1 protein-coding gene is annotated in these 20877 nt (G+C 33.7%); it reads right to left on the bottom strand.

Translation table 11 applies throughout. The annotated features are described in order from the left end of the window. Positions 1-283 precede the first annotated feature (283 nt). Positions 284-20644: a hypothetical protein gene (locus CS873_RS01560; protein WP_099974136.1), complete on the bottom strand. Its 20361-nt coding sequence runs from the start codon at positions 20642-20644 to the stop codon at positions 284-286. Between the last annotated feature and the right edge of the window lie 233 nt (positions 20645-20877).

Here is a 20877-nt window from a genome sequence, read left to right as displayed (position 1 = left end):
CGACCTACTGTGACTACTTAAATGCTTCAAAATTTCATATAGATTTGATATCTGATGATGATTTTAACAATGAAAATATTAAGTCCACTATTCAAATAATGAAGTCTAACTACGAAACATCTTTAGATAGATTCTCTAATAAAGATAATGATGATGACCAAAAGTAATTAACTCAGATAAAAAAGACTATCCGTTTAGGATGGTCTTTTTTAATATCCTTTAAACTTAAATAGAACAAAAAAAGAGACTATCCAAAATGGATAGTCCCTTTTCTTTTCAACAATTAATTGAAAGCATAAGTGTTCTTATTAAATCTTTGTTGGTTCCATACAGCTCTTTGTGCTGCATTGCAGATACATTCTACAAAGTTTCCATTGTTATCTTTGTATCCACATACTTGATCGCCTGTTAATGAATCATAACAATTACAATTATCAAGATCTGCTCTATCCCCTTCTTCAGAAAGATTTACACAGTCACAATAATTGATGACATTGCCTTCTTCGTCGTAGTCGAAATAGTATTTGCAGTAAGAGTGATGAACGCCTTGAAGATCTGTATAACAACAAACCATCATAATATCGTAATGTACCCAGAATCCTAATGAAGGAATCTCACGGATAACATTGTTTCCATTTCCACCGTTTGTAAATGATGGACTTAGAATTAATGCAGGTTTCTTAGTACCATTTGCATTAAGTCCGCTCATACCTGGAATTGATTGTCCTAATAGACCGATCACTCCTATTAACATTAGTAGTGTTCCTAGTACACCACCTAATAGTCCTAGTGTAATCATGCCTAGTGCTAATGGGATTAGTAATGCGTTGAATAATAATCCTAATAGACTTAATAGATTTAATGGAAGTGCAATAAATCCATTTAATACTGGTAGTGCTAGTAATCCTAATAGAGGAATTCCAACAAACAATGTTAGTACTACTGGTAATACAAGTTTTAGTAATCCTAAATTACCCAATGTTAATAATGGTCTTATCAACAAGTTCAATGGTAATGCTAGTAATACTAATGGGAACAATGCATTCAATAGACCTAACAATAATCCTAATGGTACTAGTACTAGATGTGCTAAGAAGTTGTTTAGAGTCATTAGAGGTAATAGTAACAAGTCTGTTAATCCCTTAGCTAATAGTGGTAACAAGATCAATTCTAGAGGTTTGATGATTAGTAATAGAGGTAACAATACTAGATCAAGAAGAACCTTTAGGAATCCTGGTAACAATAGTAGTGAAAGAATAGCATCGTTGAACAATCTAATACCATTAATAACATCTAACAAGATCATTAGAAGACCTAATGCCAATAGAGGCAAGTTACTAATTGCTAGCAACAATAGACCGTTAAGAATGATTGGAAGAATAGCCTTCACGATAGGAAGAGTTAGTCCTGTTAACAATCCTAAGTTCAACAAGAACAATGGAAGTGTCAACAAGCCAGAGATAATTGGCAATGCCAATAGTCCCAAGATATCTAATCCAATATTTAGAATTGGTAATAGTAATAACATCAATCCTAATGGAATTAGAAGTTTCAAGTTATCAACTAGTACTTTAGCAAGTGCTAGTGGAATAGCTACTAGACCTAGAGCAAGAGCTAATGGTAGTAAGACAGGTAATAATGGCCAGAATAATGGATTTAACATATTCAATAGAGTCAAGATACCTAGACCACCAAGAAGCAATAAGTTCAATAGATCAAGTGGCAAGTTAGCTAATGGTCCTAATACATCCTTCAAGATATCAATTAGCTTGAATGGAATTAGTAGTGCGATTGTCCACAATAGTGGGTTTAGCACTAGAAGTAGAGGCCATAGCAATGGATTAATTAGTACGAATAGTTTACCTAGTAATCCTAGACCTAACAATAGAGGAAGAGCTAGAAGACCAAATAAATCAAATGGTAGTTTAATCAATCCGTTTAGAGCACCTAATAATAGAGGAATTAGGTTACCTAGTACAAATGCAATTGGTAATGACAATAATAAATTACCTAGAAGCATTAGTGGTAGCAACAATAGATCTACTAATAACTTGATTGGTAAGTTAACTAATCCAGCAATTAGAGGAAGCAATAATGTCAATACGATTGGCAAGCTTAGTAATGTCATAGCTAGTGTAACTAGAGGCAATCCAAGCAAGAATGAACCAAGTCCTAGAAGAAGAGGAAGACCAAACAATAGGAATGGAGTTTCCACTAGACCTCTGAACAAGTTCTTCAATAGTTTGAATGGCAATAGTAGCAAGTCAGTTACTAATAATAACCAGAACGCTGCCCTTCTAATGAAGTTTAGCAATGGTAGGTTGAACCAAAGTGGCATTGTCAAGATAGCTAGAGCTAATGGCAATAGACTGTTAAATAGTTTCAATCCAGTTGTTAATAGTGTAATTGGTAATACCAAGAAGAATGTCAAAGCTTGTCCTAATAGAGGAAGAGCAATGAATAGCAATGGAGCTATTACAAAGACATTCAAACCTAGATTTCCTAAGAAGATTGGTAGGAATGATAATAATCCAAGAATTGGTAACAATAATAATGACAATGCGTCTTTAATCAAGTTAGCAATTGGATATGTAATCAATCCAGCAAGTAATCCCCAAAGAATTGGTGCAATTAAGTTTCTCAATGTATCTAATAGTAATGGCAATAGAGCCAATTGAGTAAGAATTAGTAGAGGAAGAGCAATTAGACGAACACCAGGAATTAGAAGACCAACTAATGACAATAAGTTCAATAGAGGTAATCCTAATAGTCCAAGAATATCTAATGGCAATCCACCAAGAAGACTTCTCAATAATGGAACAACAATTGAAGCAAGAATTGCAGGAACTAAACTAGTTAGTTTATGTAGAAGCAATAGAGCTGGTACTCCAACGAATAATGTCAATGCTTTGAATAATAGAGAACCTAGAATTGAAAGCAATGGAACAAAGATCCAGTTTAGAGGGTTAAACAATTGAAGTGGTCCAAATACTGGTAGTAGTAATAGGTTTAATCCTAGAGCTACCAATAGAGGCAATAGACCGTTAACTAATAGATCAAGAAGAACCTTAAGAGGTAGTAATACAAGATCAATTACTGCTAGACCATTTAATAATGCAGGGATCAAGAATTGTAAGTCTAAGAATAGATCTAAGAATGGAATTAATCCAGGTAGAATCAAGAATCCTAGAAGCAATAGTTGAGCGATGATATTAAATAGATCTATAGCGTTACGGATAGCATTGAATAGAAGAACTGCACCATTCAATAGTAATCCTAGTAACAATGGCAATGCATTGGCAACAAGAGCGCCAAGAACATTAGCAATAATAAATGGTAGAACACCCTTAGCTATTGGGAATGTTAGAAGAGTCAATAGTACTAAGTTAATCAAGAACAATGGCAATGTTAGAAGACCACTTAGAAGTGGAGTTAAGAACAAGCTCAATAGATCATTGATTAGATTAATAATTGGCAATGCAAGAATAGTTCCTAATAGAGCTAATGGCAATCCTAGAAGAAGTAATCTAGCAATATCCCCTATTGTTCTGATAAGAGCAAGAGGTAAACCAACTAGAGTTGCGAACAAGTTGATTGGTAATAGAATTGGTGCAAGTAGTAATCCAAGACCTGGAATCAATAGACCTAGAAGAGTAAGAAGTTGAACTAATGGAATTAGAACAAGCAAGTTCAATAGATCGATTGGTAAATTACCAAAGATATCTCTAAGGACGTCAGCAATTGCAAGAGGGAGTAGCAATAAGCCAAGTGGCCATAGAATTGGTGTCAAGATGTTCAAACCAGGGATAAATGGTAGTAACAAGTTGAATAGAACCAAGCCAATAAGTTTAGCTAAATCAAATGGTAGTTTAAATAGATGTCTGAATAATCCACTTAACAACAATGGTAGTAGCAATCCAGCAAGCAATGCTAGAGGAAGACCTAGAAGCTTATTACCTAGAAGTAATAGTGGTAATAGGATTAGATCAACTAGAAGTTTAATTGGTAACAATAAACCAGCAGCTAATAGAGGCAATAGCAATGCCAATAGAATTGGCAATGATAGAAGCATATTTAGCAATGTGATTATTGGAAGACCAAGAAGCAATGTTGTTAAACCAGCTAGTAATGGTAAACCAAAACCAAGCAATGGAAGACCGAACAACTTAATAATGTTGTTAAATCCGTGTAGTAACAACAATGGTAGAAGTAATAGAATCAAACCGATTCTAATTACATTCAATAGAGGAAGACCTAGCCAGATTGGCAATGTTAGAAGAGCCAAAGCTTGACCGATCAAACTATTGATAAGTTGTAGCGCTGTAGTTAATAAGTGCAATGGTAGTAGTCCTAAGAATGTTAAGCCTTGAGCCAATAATGGAAGACCGAACAATAGTAATGGACGTAGAGCCAAAGCGTTACCTAGTACATTGAATAAGAATACAGGCAATGTTAGAAGTATAGAAAGAATTGGAAGACCTAGAAGAGTCAAGATGTTCTTAATTAGGTTAGCAATTGGATATACAACTAGGCTTGCAAGTAGACCCCAAAGAATTGGAGCGATTAAGTTTCTTAATGTATCTAATAGTAATGGCAATCCTAATAGCTGTGTCAAAATTAATAGAGGCAAGGCAATTAGGTTAACACCAGGAATCAATAGACCAAGAAGAGATAGAAGATTGATTAGAGGCAATCCAAGTAATCCAAGAATATCTAGAGGTAAACCACCAAGTAGAGCTCTTAGAAGACCAAGAATAAATCCATTAAGAAGAGCAGGAAGAATACTTAGAATCAAGTTATTCAATAGTAATAGAGGTAATAGGAATAGTGTAGCGGCAATCTTAGCTAATAGAGTAGCAATAGCAGAAAGGATACCCATGTTAATCCACTTCAATGGGTTCAATAGAGAAATCAAACCGAAGAATGGAATTAATAGAAGTAATGAGCCAAGGAACACTAGACCAGGGATAAGAAGTTGATTGAATAGATCGAAGATCCACTTCAAAGGAGTTCTTAGAAGATTGAATAGAGAAAGACCATTCAATATAGCTGGAATAAGGAATAGACCAGCCATTAGAAGATTCCAGAATGGAATCAAGTGAGGCAATCCAAGGAATAATAGAATTCCAAGATCAGCCAATAATCTTAGACCATCTAGAAGTATTACTGGTAGGCCTAATAATGGTCCAAAGATCATATTAATCAAACCAAGTGCAATAAGAGCGCCAGTTACCAACCAAGGTAACAATAATTTTGTTATTGGGAATGCAACAAATGCAAGGAATGTTAATAACAAGAATAATGGCAATGCACTTAGTAGCATTAGTCCAAGTAGTAATAATGTACTAATTGTTAAATTAATTAAGTTCAAGATAGCAAATGTTGCTAATCCTGTAACTAATGACCAGAACAATTGTGATAATAGGTCTAACAAGCTCTTCAATAATGTAAATGCTGCAAGAGCTAATAATGGTAAGAATGCTAACAACCATAATGGTATTGTTAATAGATTTAATAGTGGAATAAAGTTTAAAAGACCTAGAAGTAGACTTCCAATTAATAAACCACCTAATACTAATAATTTCAATAAGTTCCATAGCAACGGTCCAGTAATGAACGTTACTAAACTAACAACAAATTGATTAATTAAACTAATAATACCATTTATAATTCCCCTAACTATTCTATTAAATAATAATAATGGAAGAGCTAGTAATCCACCTAATAATGGTAATCCCAACAAGAATAATGGTATTGCCAACAATAGGATTGGGAATGCTAGTAATAGTAATGGTAATAATAGTGTTAATCCTAATAACAGTGTACCTAAAGGAATAATTAGGAATGGTAGTGCAAATAACAAGAATGAGAATGCAGCTATTGCTGCAACCAATAGTTGTGAACCAAGGGCAATCGAAATTAGTAATGGTAATATCAACGCACCTGGGAATATTAATAATAATGGAATAATTGGCAATAAGAATGATGCTCCCACTATATTAATTACAAATAATGGCCATAGAATTCCCATACCGATAATTGAATATGAAATGGCTGTAGCCATTCCTGACCACCATAGTCCGATTGGCATGTATGTCCAGTCTGTGATCAATTGAACAATCCAGCCAATTATTGGAACTAATCCTATTAATTGTGCTTCTTGCCAAATTGGATTTCCAAAAATCAAGTAATTAATAAATGGAATAAATGAGAATGTATTTGGTAGCCATTCTACAGCAAACATAATAAATCCTGATAGAATATTACCAACAGATCCCAATCCAACGAGTTGGGCAATTAACAAATTAATTATTCCAAACAATGGATGAGCAAGTATTGCATTAACAAATCCAATTACTAATGAAATTGCTATAACTGGTCCAAATAGAAGTAAATCAACCCCACTTATAGACATCATAATAACCATATTTATTAACGTTAATAATAATGGTTGGATTACAAATGCAACAATCATTACCCATATTGTAAATACGTTTGGTACATTAATACCTAATGTAGCAAATGCATTTAAGAATACAATGATAAATGCAATTATCAAAATAATAACTACATTTAATATCAAAGGAACTGTTACCAATAGCGGATTGATAAATGCAATCTTAATGAATTCAAGAGCTATTGTAACAACAGCAACTTGTAGAGCAAAGAATGCAATCCAACCAGCAACAAAGTTCAAACTAATTGGTGAAATAACTTGTGTTAATACAAGCAATCCCATAGCTATAACGGCATTGAACAATCCTACAAGAATTGCAAATGCAGATATAAATTTAAATAAATAGTTCAAAGGATTTAACCAATTTACAAACATTCCAACAAATGAGAACAATGTCAATGGAATTGTAATTGGCCATACCAACCAGTAGAACAATGGTGTAATAAACATTGTATAAATCATTACAATGAATGTCTTCAAATCAGAAATTGGGTTTACCAATATCTGAGTGAAAATTGGTGCAAAGAACCAAATAATAAGTGCTTGTGCAGCAATTCCAATAATTATTATAGGAAGAACAACGAGTGCTATTCCAATTAATACCGGAATAGAAACAGCAATAGCAAATGCAATTAGTCCTACAATAGATGGAATTATCAACAATAGTGCTATTGGTAATAAACCAATTACCAAGTACAACCCGATTGTTCCAACAATAAATACTAAAGGAACAGCAATAGTTAGGAATATTGTATAAGAAATTGCAGCTAAGAATCCTGGACCCCATAGACCAATTGGCATGTATGTCCAATCAGTAATTAATTGAACAATCCATCCAATTATAGGTACTAATCCGATCCATTGTGCCAATTGCCATACAGGATTACCAAAGATTAAATATAATCCAAATGGTAATAGTCCAAAGACACTTGGTAACCAAGATTGAGCAAGCATAAATAATCCCAATAAGAAGAACACTATTGATGATACGGCTACTGTACCAAGTACAACTAGTTGAATAATTGTTAGGATTGGTGTTGAAATCAATGCATTCAAAATTCCAAAGAATACTGATGGAATTGTTATCAAACCACCCAATACTACGGCAATTAAATCATTTACGATCATAAATGGTAATAACACTAGTGCCAAAGTCACACCTGTAGCAACTTCCAATACTTGAAGCGCCCAAATTGTAAATACATTAGGTACATTAATTCCTAATGTTGCTAATGCATTTAGGAATACAATAATGAAGTCAATTACTAATGCGATCAATGCAAATATAATAATAGCATTACTTGCTAAGAATGCATTAATAATGAATACACCCAATACAAGAGCAATAGTATTGAAAGCAGTTAGAATATTGAAGAATGCAAGAATGCCTGCTAATCCCTTCAATCCAAAGATTGATAGATTAATTAGAATTGGTGCAATAATCCATACACTAAATAGTTTCAATAAGAATGTTGGTAGTCCAATCAAGAAGAACAAGATTACTTGATTAATTAAGTAAATAATTAATCCAATTACTGCTGTAATCAAGTCTGTTATTACCCCTGCTATTAATGCAAGAATAATTGAATTAATTGGACGTAGGATAAAGAAGTATCCTAATGAGAATGGCCAGATTAGAAGATCTAATCCACTAACGACCAATACAATAATTGATGGTAGGAATAATAGTAAATCAATTCCAAATGATAGTAGTGTGATTAATCCAAAGATTGGTGTAAAGAACCATCCGATGACAGGAACTAAAATTGATAGTCCTGTTAGAAGAAGATTAAATAGATTTACTGCTATATTTATTGCCCTTAAGCCCCATACAAGTACGAAGTTCAAACCAAGAATAAATGATAGTACAAATCTTGCACCTAATCTGAATAATCCGACAAAGAATCTTAGAATATGAACAATAATTCTTACTGTCCATTTAATTACTAAGTTAATTCCTATTTGAGCAATTGCTGGAATAATTACTAATCCAGCTACAATTGCAATGTGTAGAAGTGTCTTAGCAATTGATGTGAATACCCAAATTGCTAATCCGATTAATGCGTTAATTGTTGCAATTACTGCATTAATTAACATTAATCCTACTGCAACTAGTCCAATAACAATTAATGAAACCAAACCAATTAAAGCAAATATTGAAAGTGCATTGAAGATTAAGTTTAGAGGATTTAACCAGTTAACAAACATTCCAATAAATGATCCTATTGTTAATGGAACAGTTATTATATCAAATACCCAGAAGAATATTGGATTTATAAACATCGTATAAACCAAAACAATAAATGTTACGAAGTCAGATATTGGATTTACCATAATTTGCAATACAACTGGTCCCAAGAACCAAATGATAACTGCTAATGAAGCAGCACCAAAGATCAATGCAGGGATAGCAAGTAATCCAAGGATGATAACTGCAGGAATAAATGCTGCAAGTATTAATAGTAATCCACCAAGTATAGCTGGTATAGCAAAAATCAATACCACTGGTAATAGATATAATGCAAATGCACCTACTATGAATACTAGTGGTACAAATAAGACAACGAATATTGCGTAACTAATTGCAGTAAGCAAACCTGTTCCATATAATCCAAATAGCATGTAAGGCCAGTCAATAATCAATTGAACAATCCAGCCAATTATTGGAACTAATCCGATCCACTGTGCTATTGCCCAAATTGGATTACCAAAGATTAAGAATACTGTGAACGGAATCAATCCGAAGACAAATGGTAACCATGTTTCTGCTAACATGAATAATCCAAGAATGAACATTACCAGAGAAGAAACACCCACAGCTGCAATAACAACTGCATGAATCAATGTCAATATTGGAGTAGAAATGAATGCTGTCAACAGCCCAATTAGAGTTGTTGGAATTACAACAAATCCACCTAGCATGATTACAGCAAAATCAGCTGTTATCATCAATGGTAGTAAGATAAGTGCTAATAATACAGCCTGTGCAACTTCAAATACTTGCATTGCCCAAACTGTAAATACATTAGGTACATTAATTCCTAATGTTGCTAATGCATTTAGGAATACAACAATAAAATCAATTACTAATGCGATCAATGCGTATATAACAATTGCATTACCTGCTAAGAATGCATTGAATACAAGGGTTAAAAATACAAGAACAACAGTATTGAAAGCAGTTAGAATATTGAAGAATGCAAGAATGCCTGCTAATCCCTTCAATCCAAAGATTGATAGATTAATTAGAATTGGTGCAATAATCCATACACTAAATAGTTTCAATAAGAATGTTGGTAGTCCAATCAAGAAGAACAAGATTACTTGATTAATTAAGTAAATAATTAATCCAATTACTGCTGTAATCAAGTCTGTTATTACCCCTGCTATTAATGCAAGAATAATTGAATTAATTGGACGTAGGATAAAGAAGTATCCTAATGAGAATGGCCAGATTAGAAGATCTAATCCACTAACGACCAATACAATAATTGATGGTAGGAATAATAGTAAATCAATTCCAAATGATAGTAGTGTGATTAATCCAAAGATTGGTGTAAAGAACCATCCGATGACAGGAACTAAAATTGATAGTCCTGTTAGAAGAAGATTAAATAGATTTACTGCTATATTTATTGCCCTTAAGCCCCATACAAGTACGAAGTTCAAACCAAGAATAAATGATAGTACAAATCTTGCACCTAATCTGAATAATCCGACAAAGAATCTTAGAATATGAACAATAATTCTTACTGTCCATTTAATTACTAAGTTAATTCCTATTTGAGCAATTGCTGGAATAATTACTAATCCAGCTACAATTGCAATGTGTAGAAGTGTCTTAGCAATTGATGTGAATACCCAAATTGCTAATCCGATTAATGCGTTAATTGTTGCAATTACTGCATTAATTAACATTAATCCTACTGCAACTGTGAGAGTAAGAACAATTCCAACCAATCCAATCAAGGCAGCAAGTGCAATACCATTAAATATGTAGAATAATGGATTAAACCAGTTAACAAACATAGCAACACCAGAATATATAGTTAATGGAATTGTAAATACTTGGAATACCCAGTAGAAGACTGGATTAAGAATCATTGTATAAACCATCACAACAAAAGCTTTAAAGTTTTCTATTGGGTTAACAATTAATTGAAGAATTAATGGTGATAAGAACCAAACAATTACACCCAATGAAGCTAGTCCAAATACCAATACTGGAATTGCTATTAGAAGAAGTCCAATAATAACGGGAATGAATGCTGCGAGTACTAGCAGTAATCCACCAATTATGGCTGGAATTGCAAAAATAAGAACTAGTGGTAATAAATATAGTCCAAGCGTTCCAACAATGAATACTAATGGTACAAATATGACAACGAATATTGCGTAACTAATTGCAGTAAGCAAACCTGTTCCATATAATCCAAACAACATGTAAGGCCAGTCAATAATTAATTGAACAATCCAACCAATTATTGGAACTAATCCGATCCATTGTGCTATTGCCCAAATTGGATTCTCAAATATCAAGAATACTGTAAATGGAATAGCCCCAAAGACAATAGGTAACCAAACAGCAGCGAGCATGAATAATCCTAATACAAAGAATACTAATGATGCCGCAGAAGTTACTGCTAATACTAACGTAAGAAGTATTGTCAGGATTGGATTTGTTAAGAAAGCAAACAATAATCCAAGTCCCATATTAATAACAAATGGTAAGAAACCAAGAACTACTAGTAGCCCATCGGTCAATATCATAATTGGTAGTAACAGAAGTGCCAATATTACAGCTGTTGCAGGTTCTATAAGTAACATAGCCCAAACCGTAAATACATTTGGTACATTTATACCTAATGTTGCTAAAGCATTTAAGAACACAATAATAAAGTCAACTATAAATGCAAGAAGTGCATATAAGACGACAGCATTACCAGCTAAGAATGCATTTAGTATGAATCCTCCTAATATCAATAGCACAATGTTAAATGCAGTTAATACAAAGAAGAATGCTGGAATACCTGTTAAAGCACGTAATCCAAGAGTTCCAAGTGCTGTATTTATAAGGAAGAATCCGATTATTACTGGGAACAATACAACTATAGCCACTAATCCTATCACTGCAGCGATTGAAACACCGTTAACAATATAGAATAGAGGATTTAACCAGTTAACAAACATTCCAACAAATGAAAGTAGTGTTAATGGAATAGTAAATACTGCAAATACCCAGTAGAAGAATGGACTTTGAATCATTGAATAAATCATAACGATTAAAGCTTTGAAATCTTCAATCGGATTAACTAATAAAACAAGTACTATTGGTGCTAAGAACCAAACCAACACTGCTGTTGCTGCGATACCAATTACAAACGTAGGAATTGCAACTAATAGTGCCAACAATATTAGAGGAACTGAAATTGCAAGTAATAGTAATACTCCACCAATAAGTGCAGGTATAAGAACTAATAATGCAATTGGTAATAGAGCTAATTGAATTGAGAATAGCAAGAACACTGTTCCTAGAATAAGGGGCATTGCTAGACCAAACCATAGCATGTACATTACAGAAGATATAAATCCTGGTCCCCATAGACCGATTGGCATGTATACCCAATCAGTAATCAATTGAACGATCCAACCAATTATAGGCACTAATCCGATCCATTGTGCTATTCCCCAAATTGGGTTACCAAAAATTAAGTATTGTAAGAATGCAAATCCACCAAATACAATTGGTAACCAAGCGTGTGCTAAGTGGAAGAATCCACCAACAACTACAGGAACCGCAATAACTGCATTTAAAGCAAGAACTAATATAAATGGTATCGATAGTAACGGATGAGCTAAGAATGCAAATAAAAGACCAAGATTTAATTGCAATGCTGTTAAAGGAATTGCAATTAAAGTAATAATAAAGTCCACGAAAAGCATTACTGACATATTAATTAACATCAAAGGAACTATTGTTGCAGAAAATCCAATTTGCATAATCCATACAGTAAAGATGTTAGGAACATTAATACCTAGAGTTGCAAGAGCATTTAAAAATACAATAATAAATGCAATTAATAAAGTAACTAGTACTGTAAATACAAGCATACTTCCAACAAGGAAGGCGTTGAATGCATAAAGTCCCACTGTAACAATTATATTTAACACAGCTAATGAAAGTGCAACGAAAGCTGGAATTCCAAAGATTGGCAATAGCCCAATCAATGATCCAAATTTCAAAATTTCAATAGCTAAGAATGATCCAAAGAATGTTACTAACATTCCCACTAATCCGATAGCATCAAGTAGATGGAATAAGATATTAAGTGGGTTTAACCAGTTAACAAACATTCCAACAAATGAATAAACTGTAAGTGGGATAAATATAATCCAGAAAACCCAGTAGAAGAATGGGTTAAGAATCATTGTGTAAACACTAATAACAAATGCTTCAAAGTCAGCAATTGGGTTTACCATAACCTGCAAAATAATTGGTGCAAGGAACCAAATAATTACTAGTGAAGCTAATCCAAATAGGAATAAGAATGGAATTAGCAATACTGCTAGAAGCAACAATCCTAATGTAATAGGAAGAGCTAATAACATTGATAGTAGAATAAATGGTATAGAAGCAAGTAAGAACAGTATAATTGGTAAAATAATTAGTCCTAGTGCTAATAGACCCAATAATATAGGCAATGCAATTGCCAATAAAGGTAATGTTAGCAAGAACAATGGAAGACTTACGAATAGCAATAATGGTAATAATAGCAGATCTAATAAATCACCTAGTAAGTTCAATAGTAACTTACTGATAAATTTAGCAACTAGACCAGCAATAAAGCTATTCAATAAACTACCTAAAGCACCCAAGATTGATAATGGAAGACCAATCAATAGTGAAAGCAATGCCAAAGGTACAGTAATTAAGTGCACACCAGGAATCAAGAATGTTAATAATCCAAGAAGAATCATTGGGATTAAGAACAATAGTTGTAATCCTAGGAAGAATGGTAATCCACCAAATAGTAATTTAGCCAAACCAGTAAGTAAACCAACTAGTAATGAAGGAATAATACTTAGTAGTAAACTACCTAAAATATTCAATGGTAATAAAATTAATGGAAGTAGTAGTAACAACAATACAGTTCCTACTAAACCAATAATAGGAGAAAGAATTAAATTAATTAATAATCCTAACAAGAAAGTACCAATACCAGCAAGAATAGCTAGTGGTAATCCTAAGAACGCATTAATTAATGGCAAGATTAAGAATAAGAATGCCTTAATCAATCCAACAAGAATATTTCTAACAATTCTCAATAGTACTAATCCAACAAGAAGTTTTCTTAATAGATTAATTCCTGGAAGAATTGTCCATAATGGAAGTGTTAATAGTGTTCCAGCAATGTTTAGTAATTCTAAACCAAATTCCAATGCTCTTCTGATTAAGTTAAATAGTACTAATGCACCAAATGTTAACAATTGATTTAACAATGGTAGACCAAATAATAGAAGTGGTCTTAGTAATAGTGCATTACCTAATAAGTTAATGAAGAATAATGGCAATGTTGAAAGCAACATTAAGATTGGCCATAGAAGTAATAAAGCAATGTCAAAGAATAGATTTAGGAATAAGTATGAAACGATTGTTCCAAGTACGTTCCAAATCAATTGTTTGATTAGGTTATTTAGAAGACCTAATAGAACAAGTGGTAGTCCTACTAGTCCAGCTAGTAGTCCAAGTGGAACTGTAATCAAGTTTAGTCCAGGAACTAGTGCTGTTAGTAGTCCATTAAGAACTAATGGTAATAGAAGACCAAGTGCTAGAAGCAAGAATGGTAGTCCACCAAATAGTGCACGCAATAGACCTACTAGTAATCCAGCAAGTACTGCAGGAATTAAACTTAATAGTAAGTTGTTAAGAATGCTTAATGGTAGAGCTACTAGGTAGAATAATACCTTAGCTAGCAATGTAACTAGAGCTGCACCGATTAAGTTATTCAACCATGATAGAGGATTTAGAATAGAAATTAATCCTAATAATGGTAGTAGTAATAAGAATGATAGACCAGCTACCAATAATGGTAGAAGGAATGTATTTAGCAAGTCTAATAATAATTTAACTGGTAGAAGCAATAGACCTAGTCCGCTAATCAATAGAGTAGCTAGACCTAATAGGTTTAGTGCTAATAAAATTAGATCTAAGAATGGAATTAAGTTAGGTAGTAATAATAGAATCAATGCAAGTACTGGGAATTGTAATCCTAGTAATTGTAGACCTAATAGACCTAGCAATCCTAGTGCTCCAATCATTAGAGCAAAAGGCAATCCAAGAGCTAATGCCAATCCACTAACAGCTAATAACAATGGTAATAGAACCAAGTTATTGAAGGCTTTTAGAAGAATAGCAGGAATACCAATTAGATTAAATAGTAGGAATTGATTTAACAATACTAATGGCAATGAAAGAAGAGTCATAACAATATCTGAGATAACCCCTGCTCCAAGAGCCAACAATACTGAAGTAAGTGGTCTAATGAATAACCAGTATGGGATTTCTAATAGAAGACCCACAAGAGTTAATGCATTCAATAGACTAGCAATCAATTTAAGTGGTAATAGAATCAAGAAGTTTACTAGTGATATTAAGGCTGTGATTACGTTGAATAGGAATAAGAAAGGACCGGCAACAGGAACAAGCAATGAAGGAATTGCTAGTAATGCACTAACTATTCCGATAATTGCGCTGGCTGCCGTGGCGACTCCAAGTACAAGACTTGCTAGTCCCAAAATAAATTGAAGAACTAGTCTTGCGCCTAATCTGAACAAGCCAATAAAGAATCTAACTAGATGTACAACTGCTCTAATTCCCCACTTAACAGCTGTATTAATTACAAGTTGTCCAATAACAGGAAGTAAGAACAATCCTAATAAGAATCCTAAAACAAGAAGATTATTTAGCAATGTTAGTGCTAACCAAATATTAAATCCAATAAATAGATTGAAACCAAGAAGTAACAAGTTATTCAAAGCGGCTAAGCCTAGAATAACTGGTAGAGCAACAAGGAATAATAGGATAATTGCACCTAATAATAGTAGTTGTGCCCCTATTCTTAGTAATCTGTTAAAGATTTGAATAGCAATCATAGCAAGTACTGTTAAACCAGCAATTGCAAATGATAATGCAAGTGTTGCCAATAGTGACAATACCAATGGAATAGCAACATTGATAAACTTCAAGCCTAAGAAGTTTAGAGTTGTTAGAGGTAGTAATAGTAAGAAGTTAATAAGACCAAGTCCCAATGGAAGAATAAATCCAAGAGCTAGTTCTACAACGTTCTTAATAAGGTCAAAGCCGGCTTTTAAAATACCAATTGGTAGAAGTAGTGCAACAGTTAGTGCTGCAAGTCTTCTTAGTAAGTTAATTACTGGAAGTATTGACCATAGAGGAAGTGTTAGAAGTGTTGATCCGATATTAAAGATATCAAGAGCTACTTCAATTCCTCTCTTAAGCAATGTTAGTCCCCAAAGAGTAACAAATGTTAATCCTTGTGCTAACAATGGCAATCCAAGCCATAGTAGTGGGAATAGAATAAATTGTGCTCCCAACAAGTTACCGAATAAGAACAATGGTGTTCCTAATAGTAATAGTAATGGTACAAGAGATAATGTTAATAGATCTTTTAGAATGTTAGCTGTTACATATGTAATTACAAATGAAGCTACAGACCAAAGGATGTTTGTAAATAGATTGTTTAATAGTCCAAGTGTAACTAATGGTAGACCAATCAAACCTGCAAGTAGTCCTACAGGAACAGTAACTAAGTTAAGTCCTGGAACTAATGCAGTAAGGAATCCATTTAGTACAAGTGGCAATAGTAAACCAAGTGATAATAGTAAGAATGGTACTCCACCTAGAAGTGCACGTAACAATCCAGCAAGGAATGATACAAGTGCTGCAGGAATGAAACTTAGCATTCCATTAACAACAAGATTTAGAGGTAGTAAGATAGCATTCAAAATCAATTGGTTAAGAGTTGTACCAACTAGAGATAATAGTGGTAGATTAATCCAGTTCAATGGGTTTAGAAGAGCAATAGGTCCAAATACTGGAGCTAATAATAGCTTGCTTCCTAACCATACAAGGAATGGGATTAATAAGTTAACAATTGTGTCTAGAAGTAATTTCAATGGAAGACCAATGAACAAGTTCAAGACAGATAGTACCAATAAGATTAATGGCAATACGAATAATAGATCCATGAAAATATTAAAGAATGGAATGAAACTTGGTAGAGCTAGTGCTGCAAGAGCCAATAGTGGCAATCTTAGTGATAGCAATAATAGACCAAGTAATGCAATTAGTCCTAATCCACCGATAGCCAATAATAATGGTGTACCTAGTGTTAGAGCCAATGCCAAACCATTGATAATCAAAGGTTCTACAAGTAATGCATTAAATAAGTTTAATAGTAATAATGGTAATGTGATTAGTCCTTGTAGTAATAGTTGTCCTGATAGGAATGGAATTACTGACAATAGACCAGTGATAATATCAGAAATTAATCCAGCACCTAATGCCAATAGAATAGAAATAATTGGTCTTACAAATAGAAGCAATGGAAGTGTTAACAATAGGAATCCTAATGATAACAAGTTCAATAGACCTAGTACTAGTTTTACAGGAAGTAGAATTAGCGCATTAGCCAATGAAAGAAGTGAAATAATTAAAGGAAGAAGTGCAAGGACCGGTCCAACAACCGGAATCAATGCTGTAAGAGCTGCAATAACTCCACTAACAACAGCGGAAATTACAGAAGCAGCCTTAGCTAATCCGGCAGCTAGGTTCAATAGACCTAGAACAAATGATAGAACCAATCTTGATCCTAGTTTAAACATACCAATAAAGAATCTTGTTAAATGAACAAGTGCTCTAATTCCCCACTTGATTGCAGTATTAACAGCAAAAGTACCTAGTAATGGCAATGTGAACAATGCAATTGCAAGACCTAATAACATTAGTGTCTTAGCTAAATTGATCAATCCCCATATTGCGACAGCACCTATACCATTAATTAATAGTAAAGCGAAGAATAGAAGTGCTTGACCACCTAGAACTAGTAATGGAAGTCCAAGTAGAATTGTAGCTGCAATAATAGCTGTAATTGCTAGTCTAATTCCACCGTTAATTAAATCAAGAAGTACTTTAAGTACAAGATTTAAAGCAAATGTTCCTAAAGCAATCAAACCACTTAGAATAGTTGAAACAACGAATGCACCAATAAATGGTAGAGAAACGTTGAACAATGTTAGACCAAGAGTGTTCAATAGAGCAATTGGTGATAGTAACAAGAATGTTAGAGCACCAGCTGCTAGTGGGAACAATAGTGTATTCAATAGACCTAAACCTAGAAGAACTAGATCTAGTAAACCTTTAATAACTGCTAGAGGGAATCCAATAAATGATAGAGCAAGAGCAATATCAACAATTCCGTTAACAACAGCTTTAATTACGTTAATAAATAGTAATGCATTAAATGTTAAGAATTGTACAAATGTACTGATAGCTGCAGTAATTGCAAAATTCAATACCATTGGAAGAACAATGTCCAATAGAACAAGTGGAATTGATCCAAGCAATGTGTTAAGCAATGCTAGTCCAAGACCTACAACAGTATTAAAGATAGCGATTGGTGCAGTTAATAGAACAGATACAACTGTACTAAAGATAAATGTATTAATAAGATCAAAGACACCAAATGCTAGTTTAGCACCGATAATCAATGGTAATGCACCCAATAATAGTGGGATTGCGATTGGTGCAAGTAGTAATGCAGGAATCACAATTGTAATAATTGGAAGAACAAATGGTATTGCCAACGCAGCAGTAATAGCTACAACTGGTGTGATTAGAGCCATTGCACCAAGAGCAAGTGGAGCTAATAAAAGACCACCTAGAACTAATGGAGCAGACAATAATTTAGTTATAATACCAAATGGTAATCCAGCGGCAGCTGAAGCAAGAGATGAACCTGCAGTAACAGGCGCAGCAACTGCAGAAGCTGCAGAGTTAGTTTGTGCTTGGTTCATATAGTTTTGATATGCTTCAGAAGTTTGAAGTGCACTGTTATTAACAGCTTGATCAAAGTCCCCTGCCTTCATATCTTTACCTAATGAAGCCAAAACAGAAGAGAATTGTTGTTCGAACTTATTACCATCAGGAATAACACGACCATCTACTGTATAGTAGATATCTCTTCCGTCAGATGATCTAAGAACGAAGTTGTGGTAGTTACCAACAGTGTCATTTTTATCAACAGAATTTGACAAGTAATTCCAGATTGTAGGAATAGACTTAGTCATTTCTTGTTTTTCAGCTTCAGAAGCCCATGGTGTCATCTTGTTGTAAGTGTCTTTTTGAATAGCACCAAATTGTTGCATTGAGCTATTGTCATTGACAACTTGTGCATCACCATGAGTAGATGAACCATTAGAGTTATTGATTGCTTCTTGCAACATAGCATCTGTGTCTATAGCAGAAATGCTAGGAAGAGAAACAACACTAGCTCCATTAGTTGGTGCATCTAAACTGATAGTTGAATGATTCAACACAGTGTTGATAGCATCCGCTGCACTTGTGGAATCAGAATTTTCAGGATATTTTCCCTCTAAATATTCCTGATAAATTTCTGATTTCTTAAGTGTATCGATGTCCATCGCTTGATCAAGAGCTCCGGGTTCGATTGAACGTCCAAAACTTCTTGCCAATTGTGGCATTTGCTTTTGTAATTTATTATAACTTGCTTGATTAGCAGTTGTATCTATTGTAATAAATAGATCACGACCTGAATCAAGAATTGTATGGAACTTCCATACTTGACCTTCAGTATCAGATTCAAGTGTGTTGTGTCCAATATAATTCCAGACAGTTGGCATGTCTTTTACAATTTCAGCAACTTCATCAGAAGTAGCACCAGTAGCTTTATTATTTACATGATTGTAAATTTGAACAAACTCTTGGTTTGATTCATTTACATCAGTAGATTCACTACCAGTTGTAGTTTGACCTTGTGATAAATAATTATCCAAAGTAGCTTTAGGATCACTTGATCCTTGACTTTGGAATTCAATATAGCCATCATTTGTGGCTTGAGTAGTAGATGTTGGTGTTACCGAACTTGTAGTAGCAGGTTCTGTAGCATCGTTATCAGTACTAGAAGTTGTAGTTTCATCTGAATTAACGTTAGAATCCACATCTGATCCCTCAATCGATGTAGTTTCTGCGTTAGAAGATTGAACTTCTGGAGTTACATTATTTTCTGATACAGCAGCTGTAGTAGATTGTGTACTTGGAGCTGTTGTTGTTTCAGAGTTAGTTGTTTGATTAGAAGAAGTTACATTACTTGTACCTGAAACTTCTATAGTAGTACGATCATTAACCGCATTCTCAGCTTCTGAGAAAGTTGGATTAGGCGAAGATGATGATTGACTAGTCGTTGATTGTGACTGACTAGCACTTTGTGAAGAAGCAGCTGATTGTGTAGTAGCTGACCTATTAGCGTCCCCCTCAGAATCACTATTAGATTTTTCTTCATTATTAGAATTACTTTCTTGAGAATTGTTTGATTCTCGTTGAGAAGTATTTACCTTAGATTGAATTTTATTATTTTTTATATCAATTGATTTACCGGCGAAGGTAGCATATGCTTTTGTGTTTGCTTTTACATTCTTAGTAGCAACCCCAAAAGTTTCTTGATAATTGGCATTCGTTGAATCCTTCTTGAAGTTAACAATCAGTTTGCCGTTAGTTTTAGTAACGTCATAAAGATCATTCACTTTATTGGAGGCCCGCTGAATTTTCTTCACATCGACATTTTTCTTGTCAAACGTGATTTCCAATTTATCACCCTTCTTGATAACATCATTTGATGTAGCATTAATATTCAAGCTCATAATAGGTACATCATCTTTTTCAGATATAGAGATCTTAACTATCTTGTTAGGATCCCGAGTCGGCGTCTTTAATGAAGAACTCGGATCGACGTCACTCGATGTATTCGGTTCGTACTGTGCGGCCTGAGCAACCTCAAGTCCAGAGTACGCAGCTACCGGAAGTAATATAGTAAGAACCGATAACCATGTTATTATTTTCTTAAATAAGGAACCTTCGCCATAAATCATAATAAATTCTCCCCAACTGTATCTCCTTTGAAAACCCCTCAATTTCCAAAAAATAAGATGTGTTTTTAGTTTTTGCTTATCATATACATATCAAAAAACTAATTCATATAGAGCATAATAATCCCTTATTCAATTAAAATCAATATCAAATATAAATAATTTTTAAAAACTGCATTTATCTAAAACAAAATTATATCTATTTAATAATTAAATATAAATAAAATATTAAAACC

Origin of the sequence: Companilactobacillus metriopterae (genome assembly GCF_002762335.1) — a bacterium.
In the GTDB taxonomy this organism is placed as follows: domain Bacteria; phylum Bacillota; class Bacilli; order Lactobacillales; family Lactobacillaceae; genus Companilactobacillus; species Companilactobacillus metriopterae.
The sequence above is the reverse complement of the archived record's forward strand: the minus strand, read 5'-3'. Positions and strand labels throughout refer to the sequence as shown.